At 71.2% G+C, this 19,539-nt stretch carries 1 protein-coding gene (cut by a window edge); it reads right to left on the reverse strand.

All coding sequences use genetic code 11. From position 1 onward, the window contains the following. Positions 1 to 19,508, reverse strand: partial view of a WXG100-like domain-containing protein gene (locus ACL03I_RS26945; protein WP_412807241.1) — the 5' portion only. It extends 13,420 nt beyond the left edge of the window; 19,508 of the gene's 32,928 nt are visible here — the first part of the coding sequence; its start codon is at positions 19,506 to 19,508; the stop codon falls past the left edge of the window. Between the last annotated feature and the right edge of the window lie 31 nt (positions 19,509 to 19,539).

Consider the following 19,539-nt stretch of genomic DNA (forward strand, 5'->3'; position numbering starts at 1 on the left):
TGCCGCGACTCTCCGCCTGCGGCCGCATCCGCGCGCGGGGCGATCGGCACGACCCGGATGGTGCCGTCGGGGTCGACCCGCAGCTCGCGCGGCCGTGCGCCTCGAGCCAAAGCGTCCGCCACCTCCGGATGCCCTGCGGCCGCATCGGCCAGCGCGTGAGCCGGATCCGTCCCGCCGAGATTCACCACCAGCACCATCGGAGGCTCGCCCGCGAGGATGCCCACGCGATCGGTGACCGGCCGGGCATCCGCGCGCAGCAACGCGTCGCGTTCCAGGGCGGTCGCCATCGCCCGGTCCAGGCGCTCCACGCGCTCCTCGGCACTTGCGAGCCGTTCCGGATCCTTCGCCGCGCGTGCGGCGTCGCGTTCGCGCACCGCGTCGTGGTTCTGCGCGGCAAGCCGGTCCAGCACCGCCTGCCGCCGGTCGGCCTCGGCGCGGCGGGCCTGATCCGGGTCGGGGGTGCGCAGCCGGTCGAATTGCGGCGGGTTGTGCTCGATCTCGCCCGCGTCGATCGAGCGCGGGGCGTCGTCGCGCGATCCGAAGGACAGCCGGTCGGCCATGCGCCGCAGCGCTCCCCTTGGTTCGCGCCGGACCAGATCGGACCCGCCGTCGCCGAGCAACCGGGAGATCCGCTTGACCAGCTTCTTGACACTGCCGTCGGACATGCCGTGGAAGAGCCTGCCGAAGGCGTCGTCCAAACCACCGTCGCCGGTCGGGGCCGGCACGCGCCACCCGCCGTTGCCATCGGCCTCCAGCACGATGCCGAACGAGTAATCGGCGATCTCGATGCTGCCGACCGTGGTCCGCGGCCACGACACGCCCGGTCCGCTCCCCGGCTCGGGCAGCGGCACCTGCCTGGTGGCCAGCCGGTGGGCCACCACCGCCGGATGCGGTTCGCCGACCTCCGGTTCCGTACGGAAGTTCGTCAGCACGTCGTGGCGCAGCGAGCCCTTGTTCTGGCGGCCCTCGTAGGCTTCGTGTGCGTCCGCTTCCCGCTGATCCTGCCTGGTGTGGAACATTTCCGGACCGAGCTGACGCAGCCACGCCTCGAAGCCGAGACCGGTGCGGCCTGCCTCGCGATAGCGCAGATACTGCGCCAAGAACTGTTGCATCGTCTCGTAGCGGTCGGGCGCGCGATACGGCCCCTCCGCCACCCCCGCGGGCAGCCAGCGGGTGCCACCGTCGTCCGGCGAGACGGCAAGGTAGTCGAGGCGATGCGTTCCGCTCCACAACACCTCGGCATATGCCGAATTCCGCACCGCCAGTTCACGCAACGCGTCGATATGCCCGCCGGGCTGCGCCACGATGACCAAGCGGTGCACACCCCGCTCACCGGTGAACAGCGCGATGCGTTCGGTCAGGCGGACACCGGCGGGATCCCGGTCGAGCAGGGCGTTGACCGTGCGCCGCGCCACCGCCGAGTCGTCGGCCTCGACGGGAGCGTGCCGCGCCGGCTCCGCCGCATCATCGGCCATCGGCCACGGCTGGTAGCGGCCGTGGTTGTCCGCGGCGGAACGGGCGACTTCCATCGTGATCTCGGCCTCGGGCAGCCCCACCTTGTCGACGTACTTGCGCAGCGCCGTCAGCCCGGCGTCCAGCGCGCGACGCTCGGGCGGCACGCCGTCGTCGGCGTGCGACGCCTTCCGGTAGGCCCGATCGTAGGCCTGGGTGTAGGCGGTCTCGGCGGGGCCGACGGGCACGAAGCGCCCCGATTCCCGTAGCACGCGCAGGGTTTCGATCTCGACAGCGAAGTCACCGGTGCGCATCCGCCGCAACTCGGGCGAGTCCGCCTTGTGCGGGCTGGGCGCGTGGTCGAGGTCGGCGGCGGTGAATCCGTTGGCCCGGTCCCATTCCGCGGCGTAGTGGGTGGCGTAGTCGACGCCGTCGATCAGCGGCCCGCGTTCGACCAGCGCGGCGCGCACCTCGCGCACCGCCGCCCGGTAGGCCGCCGCGTCGAGCATCGATGGCCGGACCGACGAGTTGTCGCGATACGCGCGTGCGGCGATCTTGCGTGCCTTCTTGCGTGCCTCGTCGAACGTCTCGCGCAGTCGGTCGTCGTGTTCGACGGTGCGCGGCTCGTCCGGGGTTCGCTCCCGCTCGCTCTGGTACTTCGCGCGTTCCTCGCGGACCCGGGCGAACTCGAAAGCCCTGGCGTGCGCCTCGGCCTGGCGATCGAGCATCGTGCCGACGTACTCGTCACGCGACAGCGTGAGCCGTTCCAGCGGACCGTCGCCCGCCCGCGTCTGCTCGGCCATGGCGGCGGCGTGCACCCACGCTTCGGCGAGCTCGAGCGCCGACGAATTCGGGTGGAGCACAATGCTGTCGGCCGACGGCACGTAGCCGCTGTCGGACCGCAGCTGCTGCCTGCCGTCACGCGCGGCCGGTGGGTCCTCGAACGTAAACCGGATATCGACGCCGAGCCGGTCGACGGTGCTCATGGCCCACCGGCCGACGGAATTGCCGTCGCCGCGCACCCGCTCGCCGCGCATGTTCTGGTAGACGCGCAGGTTGTCGCCGTCCAGCTCGCGCATCACGCGGTCGAGCCGGTTGGCCAGGTGGTCGGCCGGTACCGGTTCCTCGGCCGCGGGCCGCTCCGGTCGAGCGACATCGTCGGGCGGATTCGGCGTCCGCTCGCGCATCCAGTGGCCGTCGTCCTCGGACCGGACCGCGGAAGGATCGGTCTGCTCGTGCCGCAACCGCACCGCGCCGGAGTCGTCGACGTCCACCCACACCCGGTCGGCGACGACATCCTCCACCACCAGGGTGTGCCGCAGTGACGTGTCGGGCGCCTCGTCGCCGGTCACCCTGGTGAACCGGTCACCGGTCTCCGCGACGAACACCTTCGGCGGCCGTCCGGGCAGCCACGCCACCCGGTCGGTGAGCCAGCTGCCACCGGCCTCGCGAACCTGCCGGTCCATCAGGTCGTGCCCGACTCGCGCCGCGAGTTCGAGAGCGACGCCGTCCCGCGCCGCGACCGCGCGCCCGCGATCGGCGGCGAGTTCGCTGAGAATCCGCACCTGAGCGTCGAACGTGACCAGCTGGTCGTCGCCGAGTTCGCGCCGGGTGCGGGCGAGTTCACGCAGGTGGGCGAGCACGTCCGCTCGATCCTGTGCCAGCGCGCGGCGATCGAGGGCGTTGTGCTCGGGATCGAATCCGTCGAGCTTGTGTACCAGTTCATCCCACACCGCGTCGATGCGGCCGATCTCCCTGGTGTGAGCCGCGTGCCTGCGCACGAGGTCCTGCGTCTCGCGCGCGGCCTCCGCTGTCGCGGGCCGGTATTCGGCGGCCGAGCGCTCATGGTGCTGGGCGGCGTCCCAGTCCCGGCCGTGCGTGCTGCGGGCACTCGCGCTCTCCTCGGCGGACCACAGCGGGTCGAACAGGTCACCGGCGAGCAGCGCCTCGACGCCCGCCTCTCGTCCCCGTTCGCGCAACCGGCCGGCATCCATCGCCGGGTCGGCCTCTTGCGCCCGGGCCACGGCCGCGTCGTAGGCCTCGAGGTACTGCCTGCGTACCGCGCGCTGGTACTCGACCTCGACCGACGCCAGCGCGGTGGGCCGGCCAGGATACCCGGCGTTCTCCAGTTCGCGCAGGAATTCCGCCTGCCTGCCGGTCGCGACGGCATCGGCGCGCAATTGCGCCGTGACGTAGTCCTCCCGTGACATGCCCCGGATCCGGGACGGCGTGACCTCCACCTGCCCTGCCCGGATCGCCTCGGTCAGCGCGGCCACACGCACGAGTTCGCCGGCCAGCTCCACCTGTCCGCGGTCATGGGTGTCGATCCGGATGTCCATGGTGCGGCGGTCGAAGACGTCGGCCGCGCCGATCTCGTCGCCGAGGTCGGCGAACCGCACTCGGGCGCCCTCCGCGCGGAGCAGTTCCGCCGCCTCGCGACCGACGGCGGACTGTTCGAGCACCTGCCACACTTGGGCCGATTCGGCGTCGACCCGGCTCAGCTGCCACAGGTCGTCGGCGCGGACTTCGCTGTCGGCGCGCTCCGGCTGGTCGGCCGCGTCGTCCGCCGCCGGTTCCCGCTGGTTGTCGTCGACCCGCTCGCGCGATCCGGTGGCGTCCGGCGTCGAGTGCGTGTCCGCGTCGGCGAACTCCGGCTCGCTGAAACGCACTGTCGGCGCGGGATCGCCTGCTTCGACACGTATTTCGGTGAAGCCGTGCTCGGCCGCCAGCTCGCCGAGGAGGGAGTCGCGCATCGTTTCCTCGGGCGTCCGGTAGAGGTCCGGGTCGTGGCCCGGACCACCGTCCCGGTGCCATTCGCCCCGGATCTCGGTCACCAGGTGCCCGAATTCGGACATCGCGCTGCGGAAAAGGCCCGCGCCGTCGGCCGCTCTGGTGGCGGGCTGTATATGGACGCGCAGCACCCCCTCGGTGTCGACGGTGACGTGGATGCCGCCTTTGCCGTTGGGGTAGAGCCAGGTGTTGCGTCGGTCGTATTCGCGGACCACGGTGTGGTCGTCGCCGACCGGCGTGATGGCGTCGGGCGGCGGCACAGGGGCGATGTCGCGCGCGTGCTCGCGTACCCGCGCCAGCCGCTCCATGGCCAGGTCGTGCCAGTCGGTGCGGCCGTAGCGCTCGAACTGCGGCCGCAGCGCGGCGACCCGTTCGATGAGGATGTCGACGGCCTCGCGGGTCAGCTCGTTGTCGCGGTAGCGGACGCTTCCGTCGGCGTCGCGGGCGAGGAATCCTTCGGCGAACGGGCTCACCGCGTCGCGGGCCTCGGCGCTGTTCTCGAAGGCGCGGCTGTGGTCGATGCCTGCGAGCTGCCGGTCCGGCCCGGCGAGCCAGCCGAAACGATCCCGGTCCGGGGGCCGGACCACGGTGTCGAGCAGGCCGAGGGCGCGGCCGGGAATCGAATCGGCGTAGCCGAGTTCGTGCGGATCGGCGAAATCGCGGTGCCGGTCCCCGGCCGGTTCACCTGGCATCACCTGCTGATAGACGACGTTGGGCTCGTGCAGTACCGACTCGGGCACGGGGGCGTCGACGGCCCGGCCGAGCGCCCCGGTGAGTACCTCGGCGACGGCGTGCCGCGGATTGACGACGATCTTGCGGATCAGTTCGGTGCCGTTGGCGAACCGGACCAACTCGACGCTCCGGGCGCTGTGCGCCGAATCGCCCTCGCGCAGTAGCGTCGCGCCGATCTCGCCGGAAGCCAGCGCATCCGCCACGACCTGGTCGAACGAGCGGGTGCCGTGCGCGGCGTCCCAGGCGTCGCCGTAGAAATCGGCGTGGGTCCGATCCGGGCCGACGGTCTCGGCGTCCATCAGCGGGCGCAGCGCCTCGAACGCGGCCTCGCGCGCCTTGTCCTGCAGATCCTCGGGCCAGGCGTTCGGCTCCGCCGCCCGCGCGGCCGCGTGCGCGGCGTCGTACGCCTCGGTGTACACCCGCTCGAGTTCGGTCTCGGGGATCTCGTGCCGCGCCGCGCGCAGTTCACCGATCGCCGCGAATTGCATGATGCGCGCGGCCGTCTCCAGGTCGAGCATCGCGCCGACGTACGCGCGGCGCGACGACTGCGTCCGGAGCCGGGCGGCGTCGGGCATGTCCGGCGCGTGGGCCAGATCGGCGAGCGTGCCGCCGCGCACCAGGGCGAGTATCTGCTGGGTGTCGGTCAGGCCGGGATCGAGGACCAATCGCCGTTGCGCGGGGTAGTAGCGATCCGGCGCGTCCGATTCGTACTCGACCCGCACCTTGTGCTCGGTCAGCGCCCGATCGATCTGCCTGCCGATCTCGGTCCGGGCCAGTTCCGCACGGAGACGGGCGGTCCGCTCCGCTGCCGCGGTCCCGGCGAGATCGCGCGGCGTGACCGCACCGACCGGGTCGCTCGGCGCGATCGGCCCTGGCTCGTCGACGGATCGGACGCGCACGCGGCCGAAGTCGTCGATCTCCACTTCGAGGAACCGGCGGTCGACATCGTCGCGGCCGAGCAGCGCGGCCGCGAACGGGTCGCGCTCGGCTTCCCGCATGACCCGCTCGTGGTCACCGGCTTCCGCGGCGATCACCAGCCGGTCCGGCTCACCCGGCACATGAGCGACGTGATCGGTGAGCACCCGGGCGCCCGGCTCACCGTGGATGGCCGCGCCGAGCACGCCCCGCGCGGCCGATGCGGCGAGACTGTGCTGTTGCCCCTCGAGCCGGGTCCCGGCCTGGTCCCGCAGATCCGCCGCGTCGCTCAGCACACGCAGATCGTGCTGCCTGCGCAGCGATTCGGCATCGTGATCCGACCGGGTGGCCGCGTCCTGCGCCTCCCGCAGCGCCCGATCGATCGTCGATCGGGCGACGTCGCGGGTGCCGAAGAGCGCCTCCGCCCGGCGGGCGAATTCCGCGGCGGCCTCCCGCGCCCGCAGCCTGGCGTCCTGGCGGGTCAGCGCGCCGTGCCATAGTTCGTCCGCGGTGGTCGGCGAGAACGGATGGTGCCTGCCCGCCTCCGCCGCGCCGTCGCGGCCGACATTGGCCTCGTCCCAGATGTTTCCGTAGTAGTCGGCGTAGTTGCGCCCGTTGTTCCATTCCGTCCGGCGCAGCGGCTCGCGCAGCGCCGCGACGCCGAGATCGTGGGCCTCGGTGCGGGTTCCCGCGTTGTCCCAGCGCCGCCGGGACAGCTCCCGGTCGAACGCTTCCCGGTAGTGCTCTTCGAGCGGATGTTCGGCGATCTCGTAGCCGAGCGCGCGCAGTTCGGCCGCGAGCCGGAAGTGCCTGCCGCTGGCGGCGGCTTCCTCGTCGACCATCGCGTCGACGAATTCATCGCGCGACATCGCGCGGATGCGCTCGGGTGTGTTCGCCGTGGTGCGCTGGAGATGACGTTGCGCGTGCAGCGATTCGTGCGCCAGAGCCAGCGCCTGGCGCACGTGCGAATTGCCCGCGGTGAACGCCAGCGCCGACAGTTCGCGACGCCGGAACTCGCCGGTCCGCCCGTCCGGCGCGGTGTCTTCGTAGCCGGTGCGGATCGGGCCGCTGTCCAAGCTCGCCAGAATCTGTTTGCCGTAGTCGGTCTGCCGGAGCAGGGCGCGGACCTGGTCGTCGTGGGTGTCGAGAACCAGGCGGTCGTTCGTCGGCGCGTCGACGGCACGGCCGATTCCGCCCTGCTCCGCGTGGTGCAGCAACAGATCGTGCAGCGCGCGTATGGGTTTGCTCGCCGGGCCGAGATCGCCGAAGTGGTCGCGCAGCACGACTTCGGCGAAAGCTTCGGCCACCGCCTCGTGATCGTCGAGCAGGCCGTCCTCGTCGAGGCTGTACCCGCTGAGTTCCCGCAGCCACTCGCCGAAATCGCCGTCGGGGTCCGCGGCGGCCAGCTCGAGCAGATGGCGCTCCGCCCGCATCCGCGCGGCGAGACCACCGGCGTGGTCGAGCACGTGACCGTATTCGTGCACCGCGACGGCGAAGACGGGCCGCCGCAACATCATCGGCTTCAGTTGGTCGTTGCCTACGGCGTTGTGCACCGCCGCACGGAAGTCGCGCGCGCTCGTGGCATGCTCGTGACTGAGGACGATCGCCCTGGTGAAGACCTTTTTGGTGACGTCGTCGATCTGGCCGTCGGCCCACCCGAGCTCGCCCCGCTTCAACTCGCCGATGCCGACGCCACGCAGGTCGACGTGCGGGAACCGCTGGTGCATTTCGACCATGGCCCTGGCGTATTCGCGCACCACCTCGGGGTTCAGGCCCGGCCGGTCGAAGCCGAACACCTCGAACCCTGGGTTGCCCGTGACCTCGCGCAGCCGGTCCCGCAACAGCTCGCCGACCTCGTGCGGACTCAGCTGCGACCACTCGTCCGCGGTCGCGGCGCCGAGCACCTCCGTATCGGGCACGTCCGCCGCGATGTCCTCGGGCGGATGGGAACCGCGCGGGGACTCGTCCGCCACGCGGTCCCGATCGACGTGCGGATCGTCATTCCCGGACCGCTCGACGCGGTGCGGCTGTTCGCCTTCCGGTGTGCTCGCCCTGCCCGGCGTCAACCGATCGATGAAGCGGCCGAACCTGCTGCGCGGCGCGGCGCGATCCGCCAAGTCGGTGGAGCCGTCGCCGAGCAGCTCGATGATCCGCGCGACAAGCTTCTTCCGGTCGGGCGCGGCCAGACCCTGCAGATGCGTGGACAGGACATCGGATTCCGATCGGTTCGACAGCGGAGCGGGCACCCGCCAGCCGCCGTTGCCATCGGGTTCCAGGTGGATGCTCAGCACCGTCGACCCGACTCGGAAGATTTCCAGTTCGTGATGCGACGGGCGTGGTATTCCCGAGTCGCTGGGCAGCGCTATCCGGCGGGTGTACAACCGGTGCGCTACCTCGGCCGGATGCGGCGGCGTCAACGGCGGATCGGCGTCGGCAGCGGTGCGGTGCCCCGCCTCGTGGAAGCCCTCGGTCAGCCTGCCCGGCACGTGGAAACCCTGGCGGCTGGTACCGCGGGCCTTCTCGGCGTCTTCGGCGGTGTAGAACGCGTCGGGTCCGAGTTGTCTCAGCCACTCCTCGAATCCGAGATGCGTGCGGCCCTCCGCCCGGTAGAGCAGATAGTGCGCCAGCATCTCCGTGAGCGCTTCGGTCCTGCTGGGGTGACGGTACGGCCCCTCCGCCGCCGTGACGGTGATGTGGTGCATGGTCGGCAGGCCGCCTGCCCCGCGCACCGCCTCGCGGTAGTCGAGGTAGTGCGACCGGTCCCAGAGCACGTCGGCGAGTTCCGGGTGGTTCGCCGCCAGTTCGCGCAGGGCGTCGATGTGCTGTCCGGGTTCGGCGACGACCACCAGGCGCGGCCGCCTCCCCGGCTCGGAATCGGCCGGGTAGCGCGCGACGCGATCGGTGAGCCGCTCCGGATGCGGCTCGCCGTCGAATTCCTGATCCAGAACGCGCCGGGCGAGTTCGGCGTCGTCGTCGCGCCCGATCTCGCGCGTCGCGGGGTCTTCGGAGCGCGGCGCGATCCCGTCCTCACGCACCTGCGGATGACCCCACCGCGACTCGTCCTCGTTGCCCGCCGCGCGGACGACGTCCAGGGCGATCTCGGCCCGGTCCAAGCCGACCCGGTCGAGATAGCGCCGTACCGCCTCGCGTCCCGCCCGGTGGGCGGCCTGCTCCGGCGGCGGAGCCTCGGGGTTGCGGCGATGCGCCTTCTCCGCCTTGGGGTACGCCTTGTCGTAGGCCTCGGTGTACGCGCGTTCGGCCGGGCTGACCGGGACGTATTCGCCCAGATCGCGCAGCATGCGCAGGCTTTCGATCTCCAGCGCGACATGCGTGGCGCGCTCCCCGGCCCTGGCACGGCTGTCGCGCGCCTGTGCGTCGGCATCGACGACGCGTTCGGTCGGCGTGATGCCGTGCGCCCGGTCCCATGCCGCCCCGAAGTGATCGCCGTAGTCGCGCCAGTCGACGTGCGGCCCGAGGTGGTTCAGGTGCTCACGCACGGCGCGCACACCGGCGCGGAAGGCGGCCCGGTGGTATAGCGGGAAGGACCGGACGACGCCCGACTTCCAGTACGTCTTCTCGGCGTAGCGCAGCGCGTCGTCGTAGGCCTTGCCGTAGGCGCGTTCCAGGTCGTCGACGCCGATCCGGTTCGGATCGATCATGCCGGTGTCGTCGGCGTTGCCCGCGTACATCAGGGCGTACGCCTCGGCCATCCGGTCCAGCATCAGGTCGACGTATTCGTCGCGGGAAAGGGTCAGCCGCGCCAGCGGTTCGCCCGCTGCCTCGTTCATCTGCTCGGCCAGCCGCGCCGCGCGCACCAATTCCGCTGCGTGCCGCCGAGATCCGGCGTCGGATTCCAGCACGACGGTATTGGTGACCGGGTTGTAGCCCGCGTCCGGCCGCAGTCCGTAGCGGCCGCTGTCCATGCGACGGATGCTCGCCTCGGACTCGGCGCTGAACCGGATGTCCACCCCGAGCCGCTCGAGCACGGCCGCCGCCCATCTGCCCTGTCGACTGCCGCTGAGTTCGACCAGTGCCTCGTTCCGCAATGCGGCCGCGTGCTCGGTGATCGTCCGCTGGTGCGTCCCCTCGCCCACCCAGTGCCGGGGCGGATCGGCCGGCGCGGGCGCGTCGGCGGCGTCTCGGAGGACGTGCAGGTCACCGGATTCGTCGAAACGCACCCGGATGTCGGTGGGTGGCGGTTCTCCGGCCAGGGCGGCGCGGTCGGACAGGTCCCGCCGCACGATGTCGGTGATCTCGCCCAGTACGCGGGCATGCTCCGTGGTCGCCCGCGTGTGCTGCGCGGTCAGATCCGCCAGCAGCAGCACGTAGCTGGTGCCGTTCCAGATGTCGATACGCTCGGACCGTTCCCGGACCAGGTCGAACTTTTCCTGCCGGGTGGACGGGATCTCATCGTCGGGAAGGTTGAATCCGTCCTGCAGCCGCCGGAACGCGCGATCCCAATCCGCCTCGACGCGCGCCAGCTCGCGCCTGGCCGCCGCCTCCGCCCGCTGGAGCCGATCCAGTTCGCGGGCCGTCGCGAGATCGGAGGGAGCGTATTCCGCCGCCCCCTCGGGTGAGCGGTGCGCGGCGTCCCACTCCTCGCCCGCCTCGTGCCGTCCGCTGACGCCCTTGCGTGGATCCTCCGGTGCGTCGAATCGCGGATCGACCAGCAACTCGGCCACGCCCGCCGCGCGCCGTCGCTCACTGTCCACGCCCGAATCCGATTGCCGTTCCCAGACATCCAGGTCCAACACCCGACGCAGGTCCGCGTCGGCGCGGTTGCGCACCTCCTCGAGGTCGAACACCCGCAGCGACGCCCGCTCCAGTTCCGACAACCGGTCCCGCCAGGCGCTCGCCTGGTCGATCCGGATCGTCCGGCCGTGCAACTGCTCCATGGTGTCGGCCAGTGCGGGGCGAGTGCTCAGTTGCCCGTCGTCCGCCAGGCCGCGAGCCGCCTCCGCACGCAGCGCCCGCGCCGCGTCGACCGCCGCGGCCGCGGCGTCACGCCGGGCGGTCAGCCGAACCGCCTCCGCATCCCGGATCGCCCGGCGCGCCGGGTCGTCCACAAGGCCATCCGGCTCGACGGGCCGGTCGAAGACATCCAGATAGGCCGATTCCAGCGCGCTGCGCTGCGCGGCATCGATCACATCGCGCACCGGCCCGCCGTACGGGTCGTAACCGGCCTCGCGCATCTCCCGGTGGAATTCGGCTTGGCGGCCGAGCGCTTCGGCCTCCACCCGCACCCGCGCGGCGACGTGATCGGCGCGGTCCAGCGCGCGGATCCGGGCCGGGTTCACCTCGAGTCTGCCCTCGGCGACCGCACCGGCCAGCTCCGCCGCCCGCACGACCGCCGCCGCCTGCGCCAGCTGGTCGCGGCCACGGGTGCCGATGAACACTTCCATCGTCCGCCCGTCGAACCCGTCCGGCTGTCCGGGACCGTCGCCGGGTTCCTCGAACCGGACGGCGGCGCCGAGGTCGCGCAGCCGGGTGAGCGCTTGCCTGCCGATCTCGCTGCGCACCAGCACTTCACGTACTTCCGCCGCGGCCACATCGGTCGGGCGATGGTGCCAGCCTGCGGGTTGCGCCTCGTCCGGGCGGACCAGATCACGCGCGCCGTTCGCGTCGCTACCGGCGGTGACGGGTTCGGTGAGATCGGCGGGCGGTGCATCGGTTCGGCGTCGCGGCTCCTCCCCGTCCCGGGGGTCGTCTGCCCGAACCGCGTGTCGCTCGGAGTTCTGCGGCGCTTCGACGGCGTCGCGTTCGAACCCGCCCGGCTCATCGCGCGAGATGAACCGCTCCAGCCGCAGCCCGTCCATGAACCGGCCGAGCCACCCGCGGCGGCCACCGCGGTCGACCGCTTCGTGCAGCAGGCTGTAGGCCACCCGCGTTGGTTCGCTCACCTGGAACAGGCCACGCGACCGCACTTCGGCGAACGCCTCGGCCAGCGCCTCCGCCGGGTTGAGCTGCCCGGACTTGTCGAAGCTGTATCCGCTGAGGTTGTCCTTCAGCCACGCCAGGTAGCCCTCGGTAGTCGGTTCGCCCAGCTGCTTGGACATGTAGTGGTTCAGCAACGCGGCGTCGACCTTGCGCCGGGCGTAGCCACCGCTGCTGATGTCGAGGATGTGGCCGAACTCGTGGACCGCCAGCGCATGGACGGGCCTGCGGGTGGCGCTCGAATGCAACCATCCCGATTCGACGCTCTCTTCGACGGCCTTCCGGAACTCCGTCGCGCTCGCGGCATAGTGCTCGTTGATCAGCAGGTCGTCCGCGTACACCCGCCGGGTGCCGTGCTCGATCAACTGCCCGGTTTCGGCGAAGACGCCGCGCGGCAGCTCGCCGACGACGAATCGACGCAGATTCGCCTGCGGGTTCCGCTCGAACATCTCGACCATCGACCGGGCGTATTCCCGCAGCACCTCCCCGTTGAGGCCGGGCCGGTCGAAGCCCGTCACCTCGAACTCGGCATTGCCCGTGATCCGCCGCATCGTGTCGCGCAGCTTCTCCCCGACCTCCGCCGGACCCAGCCGCGACCACTCGTCGTCGAACGGCGCACCGAGCAGCTTCGCATCGCCCTCGACCGCATCGATCAACCGGTCGTACAGCATCCGGACCGGCTCGGCCACGTTGTCGCGACCGTGGGCGACCACCTGGACCAACGCCTCGGCCATCGCCTCCGACGGTTCGATCCCTTGGGACGTCAGGCTGTAGCCGCTGAGGTTGTCGCGCAACCATTCCGTGAAACCGTCCATCGTCCGGTTGTCCGGATGGTTGTCCATGTAGTGGTCGAGCAGCTGGTCCTCGGCTCCGCGCCTGGCGGCGTTGTCACCCGCGGATTCCAGCGCGTGCCCGAACTCGTGGACGGCGATCGAATACGCGGGCCGCCGCAGGACCGCCCGGTCGTACAACCCGTCGCCGACCCGGTCGGTCATCGTCTGCCGCAGGTCCCGCGCGCTCGCGACGTATTTCGGGCTCACCGTGATCGACTCGGTGTAGTGGTGCCCGTCCTCGTACCCGGAACGCGCCTCCGCGATCGCCTTGTCCGGTAGGTCGCCGATGCCGATGCGGCGGATGTCGACCTGCGGGAAGCGCGAGTGCAGGTCGACCATCGCGCGGGCGATCTCGCGCACCGCCTCCGGGTTGAGACCGTCGCGGTCGAAGCCGAACACCTCGAACTGCGGGTTGTCCGTCATCCGGCGCAGGTCGTCGCGTAGTTTCTCGCCGACCTCCGCCGGGCTCAGGCGCGACCATTCGTCATCGGTCGGTGCGCCGAGCAGTTCGGTGTCGGGGGCATGCGCCGCGGGCTCGTCATCCGGCGTGCGTGGCGGCGCCGGGTCGCCCGCCGGTTGCTCCGGGTGCTCCCCGACCGCGAGATCGGGATGCGCGTCGGCGGCGACGAACCTGGTCGCGCGCGCGTCGTGCAGCGTCCCCTGGATCAGCACCTGGGAGAACTGGTCCGGCAGATCGAAGATCGGCTTGTACTTCCAGGACGCGCCCTCCGGCGGCGCCCCGGTGCGCCATTCCAGGATCACCCCGTCGCCGTCGGCGAATGCCTCGGCGGCACTGCGCGTACGCGACCACGACGTGGTGTCGCTCTCGGCGGCGCGGCGCTGGGAGATGTGCTCTTCGGCGGACAAGTCCACGGTTCCGCGTGGCACCGCGCGTCCCGAAATCGCCTCGCGATACGACGGATTCACCGACCCGTCGGGCAGTAACCGGGGGATGCCGCGATACAGCGGCGTCCCGTCCTCCGGCAGGTCGCCCTCGAACAGGACGTCCCCGTCGCGACCGAACGAGTCGTCGGGGTCACGCGCTCGCGAACCGTCGTTCGGAAGGTCGATGTGGTCGGCGTCGAGCGAGAGCGGCGCGTCGCTGTTCTCCGGCGGCTCGGCGGCCAGCCGGGTCAGCAGGTCGTGTAGCGCTCGGGCGGGCGCGCTGACCGGTTCGTCGTCGCCACGGAGCACGTGATCGGCGAACGCCTCGGGCAGCGCCTCTTCCGGCCGCAGGTTGCCGTCGCGGTCGAAGCTGTGGCCGCTGAGCTGGTGCAGCCAATCCTCGAAAGCGAGACCGGGGTCGCGGGTGTCGTCGTCGAGATAGCGCTCGTACAGGTGTTCCTCGGCGCGATGGCGTGCGCTCTGCTGGCTCGCGTGGTCGAGCGCGTGCCCGTATTCGTGCGCCACGACGGCACGGACCGGACGGCCCAGAACTTCCGCGGAGAACCGGCCGTTGTCCACACCGATCCGCATCCGGTCCCGGAAGGTCTGCGCACCGGTCGCGTGGTCGTAACTGAGGACGATCGATTCGGTGAACATGCGGCCGGACGCGTCCAGCCGTGGCTGCGCCATGCCGATCACCTCGGGCGGCAGCCCGCCGATACCGATGCTGCGCAGGTCGGCGGACGGGAACCGATCGACCAGATCGACCATTGCCCTGGCGTATTCCCGCACCACCTCGGGGTTCAGACCGTCGAGGTCGAACCCGAAGACTTCGAAGTCGGGGTTCCGCATGGCGTCGCGCAGGTGCTCCTGCAGCCGCTCGCCGACCTCCTCCGGACTCAGGTGCGACCATTCGTCCTCGCCCGGAACGCCGAGCAGCTCCGCATCGCGGGCGGCGGCCACGTCGCTGTCGCCGTCCTGCGGCGGGACCGACGAATCGTCGGCGTCCCGCGCCGGAGTGCCGGTGTCGCGCGCCGAGGTGCCGGTATCGCGTACCGGAGCGTCGGCATCAGGTACCGAGGCGTCGGCCAGCGGCGCTCGAGCCGGTGTTCGCGCCAGCGCCGGCGATTCGATGCCGCCGATGACATCGACCCGCACCAGCGCGCCGTCCCGATGAAGGTTGAACTCGCGCGAGGTGACAACGCCATTCTTGGTGGCGTGCACCAGGTGGTACTCGACCTCCAGCGTCCCGTTCCGGTGCGCCTCCAGCAGTTGCTCACGCGCCTTCGCCAGCGCCCGCCCCGCAGCGCTGTCCGGGTCGACGCCTCGCGCCGCCATCTCCTCGGGCGTCTCGGTCAGAATCCGCCGCAAGTTCTTGTCGATCGCGGCCGTACGGCGCAGATACTCCGGCGAACCCTGTTGCGCTTCAGCTACTTTCGAACCGCCAAGGTCCCAGTGGACACCCTTGGCCTCGATCACCACCAGTTTCGGCGGACCACCGTCGGCGCCGGGAACCAGCACCGCTATGTCGACGGTATCGGCGCCATCGATCGCGCCCTCGAACGGCGACAGCAGTATCGCCCCCGGCCGCGCTTCCGAGTCGAGCCCGAACGCCCTGCCCGCCAGTTCGCCGAGCGTCTTGGACGCCTTCACCAGCAACGGACCCAGCCGGTTGAACTCCGCGGCGTTGCGCTCCATCTCGCCGAGGCGATCCAGCTTCGCCTGCTTCTCCTCGTCGGAGAGGTCGGATTCGAGAATCTCGATCTCGAGTTTCTCCACGCGCCCGGGGAGCTTCTCCTCGGCCAGATCGCTGATCTTCTTGATCTCGAACTCCGCCATGTGCCGCTTGACCGCGTCATTGGCCTTGTTGCGCTGCGCCTCCACCGTCGCCCGCTCGGTGACCGTTTCCGCGATCTGGGCTGCGATCTTCGCGTCGACCACGGCGTACGGCTGCTTGTCGCCGGGATCGGCCATGAACCGGTAGGGGCGGCTCGTCAGCGGATCGCTGAGATATTCCTTGGTCAGCTCGTCGTGCAGCCGGAAGCTGTCGTCGCGGTAGGTGCCCGCGGCGTCGTCTTCGTGATGCCACGTTCCGTCCGGATCCCGGTAGGAGTCGGGCCGATCACCGAACTTGTGCAGCACCCCGTCGGCGTCGCGGTACATACCGGTGGGCACATCGTCGTCGCCGTGCTCCGACCGGTGCTCGGCGTCGTCGGATTCACCGAGGAAGTCGGGCGACTCGTCGAGCGCCGGAGTGCGGTCGCGTGTGGGCCGCGCGCCATCGCCCTCCGCACCGCCGCGGTCCAGCGGCGCCCCCTTCCGATCACCCGGTTCCGGCACCTCGTCACCGAGGCGCGGCGGCGTCGCCGAATCAGACGGCCGATTCGCTTCATCCGCAGCGCCCGGCTCACGGTCACCCGGCGGAACACGTTCAGGATCGGACGCATTCGAGTCGTCACGCGAGCGCGCCGGTTCCGTATCGCCGCGGTCCAGCGGCGCCACCTTCCGATCACCCGGTTCCGGCACCTCGTCGCCGACGCGCGGCGGCGTCGCCGGATCAGACGGCCGATTCGCTTCATCCGCAGCGCCCGGTTCACGGTCACCCGGCGCAACCCGTGCTGGGTCAAGTGCATTCGAGTCATCGCGCGAACGCACCGGGTCCGACGGCGAACGCGGCGGTATCGGGGCATCGTCTGCGGGACGCCCACCGGCGACCCGCCACCAGGTGTCGGCGTTCTTGCGGAACTCGCGGGCATGCCATTCGGCCTGTCCCGCCTTGATCCGCAGCGAGCGTTTCGTCACCCCTTCGGGCAGATCCGCCTCATCGATTCGGTCGATCAGGTCACGCAGCTGCCGCGCTTGCTCGGCGGCGCGCCTGGAGTGCATGTCGGCCATCTCGGCGCGCAACCGCGCGCGGAACTGCTTCGGCGTCTCGCCATCGCGCCGACCCGCGATCTCGCCCTCGGGACCATAGATCGGCCGATCGTCGGCCGGCCGCACGCGCGGGTCGGAGCCGCTCGGCGGCACCACCTTTCCCGCACCGTCGAACAGGATCGCCGATACCGAGCGGAGGTCCGACGGCACGTCCGGCGGGAACCCCTTGCGGCTCTCCGCTCCCGGGTCGGACACCTCGAGGCGGAACTCGCCGGTGTCCGGATGCATGCGCACGGTCAAGGTGTAGGCGTGCGCGCCGACCCCGTGCTCGTCGACCGGGCCGGTGTATTCGTCCACCACGAGGGCGCGCGGTCCACGGCCTTCGGCGACATCGCGCGAGTCTATCCCCGCCGCCATCCGCAGCAATTCGTCGGCGATGCCCTGGTGACGAGACTCGTCCGGCCCGCCGTCCGGGTAGTCCCAGAGACGCCCGCCCGCGGCCTCCTCGATTTCACGCAGGGACATGCCGCGCTCGCCGACCGGCTCGTCCGGCGGCCGGATGGTATCGCTACCGGTGGCCTCCTGGAGTTCCGCGAGCGACAGCCTGGCGCACTCCCCGCGATTCTTCGGATGATCCTGTTGCGCATCGGAATCCGGATCGTCCCGCGTCGTCTCGTCGGTGTCCCGGCGAGCCTGGCCATCGGTGTCCGCACTCCGGCGGCGGGCCGGGCCATCAGCATCCCCGCCCGGGCGGCGGGCCGGGCCATCGGTATCCCCGCCGGGGCGGCGCGCCGGTCTGGACTCACCTGCGTCACCGGCGAGCGGCAGCACAACCGGTTCCGCGGTATCGCGCCTGCCGTCGTCGGATTCCGAGGTATCGCGTGATCGCGACGCCTCGCCCGGTCGATCCGCATTCGCCTGACGCGTCTCTCCGGCCGGGCGCGCCCCGCCGTCCTGGCGCGTCTCCCCGACCTGACGGGTCGCGCCCGCCTCCCGCCTGGATTCGGCTCGCGGCGCCTCGGAGTCGGCCTTGCCCGCACGCACCCCGGCCTCGTCGCGAGCGGAACCGGCGGCGCGATCGGCCACACCGGCCCGGCCCCGGTCGGCGGCCGCCCTGCTGTCCGGGTTGGCGGCCTGGGCGCGCGAATCGGTGGACGACGCGGGCCGTGCGTCGCTCGATCCCGGCGAAGCAGGAGACGCGTGCGTCGCGCCCGGCGCGACACCAGTGGACGGCGGCGTGCTCGCGATACTCGGTCCGGCGTGTGGCGACGCCGGGTGGCCGGTCAGCGGAGCGCCCACGGCCGGCGTCGCGCCCGTCGGCGCCGTGTCCGATACCGATCGCGTCTCCGTGTTCTGCACGCCGTCGACGGTGCCGCGCTGGGCGGCCCCCGGTTCGGTAGCCCTATCATGCTGACCCGCGGCGATATTCGGCTCTTCGGACCGACCGGCTCCGGCGCCGCGGTCCTGTCTTCCTTCGTCGGCGAGCCCCGCGCCGGTGTCGGACGCCGACCGCTCACCGGTGGACCGTTCCCCCGACGACGAGTGCTCGCCGGACGACTGCTCACCCGACGTGGACCGTTCACCAGACGACGACTGCTCACCCGACGTAGACCGCTCACCAGACGACGACTGCTCACCCGACGTAGACCGCTCACCAGAGGACGACTGCTCACCCGACGACGCGCGCTCACCCGACGACGCGCGCTCGCCGGACGTGCCCTGCTCGCCGGTCTGCGCCGGAGTGCCGGACTCACCACTCCGCCCGGCGTCGTTGCCCTCCGACCTCGCGCCATCGGAGGCCGCGCTCGAAACCCGATCTCCCCCGGACGCACCGGTGGCGCGCGACGTATCCGTGCCGCCGGAGTTCGATGAACTATTGCCGCCGGCCGCGGGCATTCCGGCGCGCGGAGCGCCCGCACCGTTCGTCGCCCCGGACGTGTCCGACGCACCGGAAGTGTTCCCAGCGCCTGGAGCCAGACTGCCGTCGCCCGCGCCGGTCGTTCCCGCGCCATCGGGCCGGTAGCCCACCCGCGCCCCGCCCGCGTCGGCGAAGAGATTGTTCAGGCGGGTTCCCAAGTCGGGACGACTCATCGTGGTCGGCATCATCTTGTTCCACATGTGCGCGGAACCGACCTTCGCGACGCTGGTCATCGCGCCGTTGGAGGCGCCCGCGGTGAACATCCGCCAGTCGACCGGCGTGTTCCCCAGGTTCTGCAGCGCCTGGTCCAACCCGTCGGTCGCGACATCGAAGCCGAACTGTGTCGCGGTCGCGCCGACGAAACCCGCTCCCGCGCCGGCCAATCCCGCCGTCGTCCCAGTGATGATGCCGTGCAGGAACGGATTGAACTCCGGGCCGAACCGCCGGGTCAGCGCGTGGCCGAGCTTCTCGCCCAACGGCCCCGCCGCGGCGCCGCCCGCCGCGGAGCTGACGGCGGTGACGACGACCTGTTCGACGTTGATGTTCTTGCGGTGCCCCTGCTCGACCTGATAGGCCTGCACGCCGAGTTCCTGCATGGTGCCGAGGATCGTGTCGATCGCGATGTGCCGGAGCAGGAAGCTCACGAACCGGTTCGCCACGATCCGGCCCACGCGCTGGATCACCGCCTGCACCAACCGCTGACCGATGATGCGGACCGCGATCCGGGTGGCCGCGATCGCCGCCGCGTCCACCGCGGGCTTGAACGGGCCGGACGCGAACGACGCCGCCAGCTCCCCCGCCAGCAACGCCAGCGACGACCAGTACATCAGCTTGCCGTACTCGATCTCGGTGCCGACGTCGTAAGCGGAGTCGCCGATCTCCTTGAAGTAGTCGGCCAGCTTCGACAGCGTCTGGTCGTCCTGCGGGTTGCCGCCGCCGAATGTCAGGAAGCTGTCGAAGGCCTTGACCATCTCCTCGTAGCCGTCGCCCGAGGGATAGGCGGTCATCGACGCGCTCTTGGCCGCCACGATGTCGGGGATGACCGAGCGCAACTCGGACGCGGCGGTCCGCCAGTCCCCGCCCAAGGCCCACATCTGGTCCTCGTTGCCCTCGGGCCACTCCATGCCGACGATCGGCTCGAGGTACTTCAGCGCGCCGGGCAGCTCGATGGCCATGCTCAGCTACCTCGACGGCCCGGTGCGGCCA

This window comes from Nocardia sichangensis, assembly GCF_047200615.1.
GTDB classification, from domain to species: domain Bacteria; phylum Actinomycetota; class Actinomycetes; order Mycobacteriales; family Mycobacteriaceae; genus Nocardia; species Nocardia sichangensis.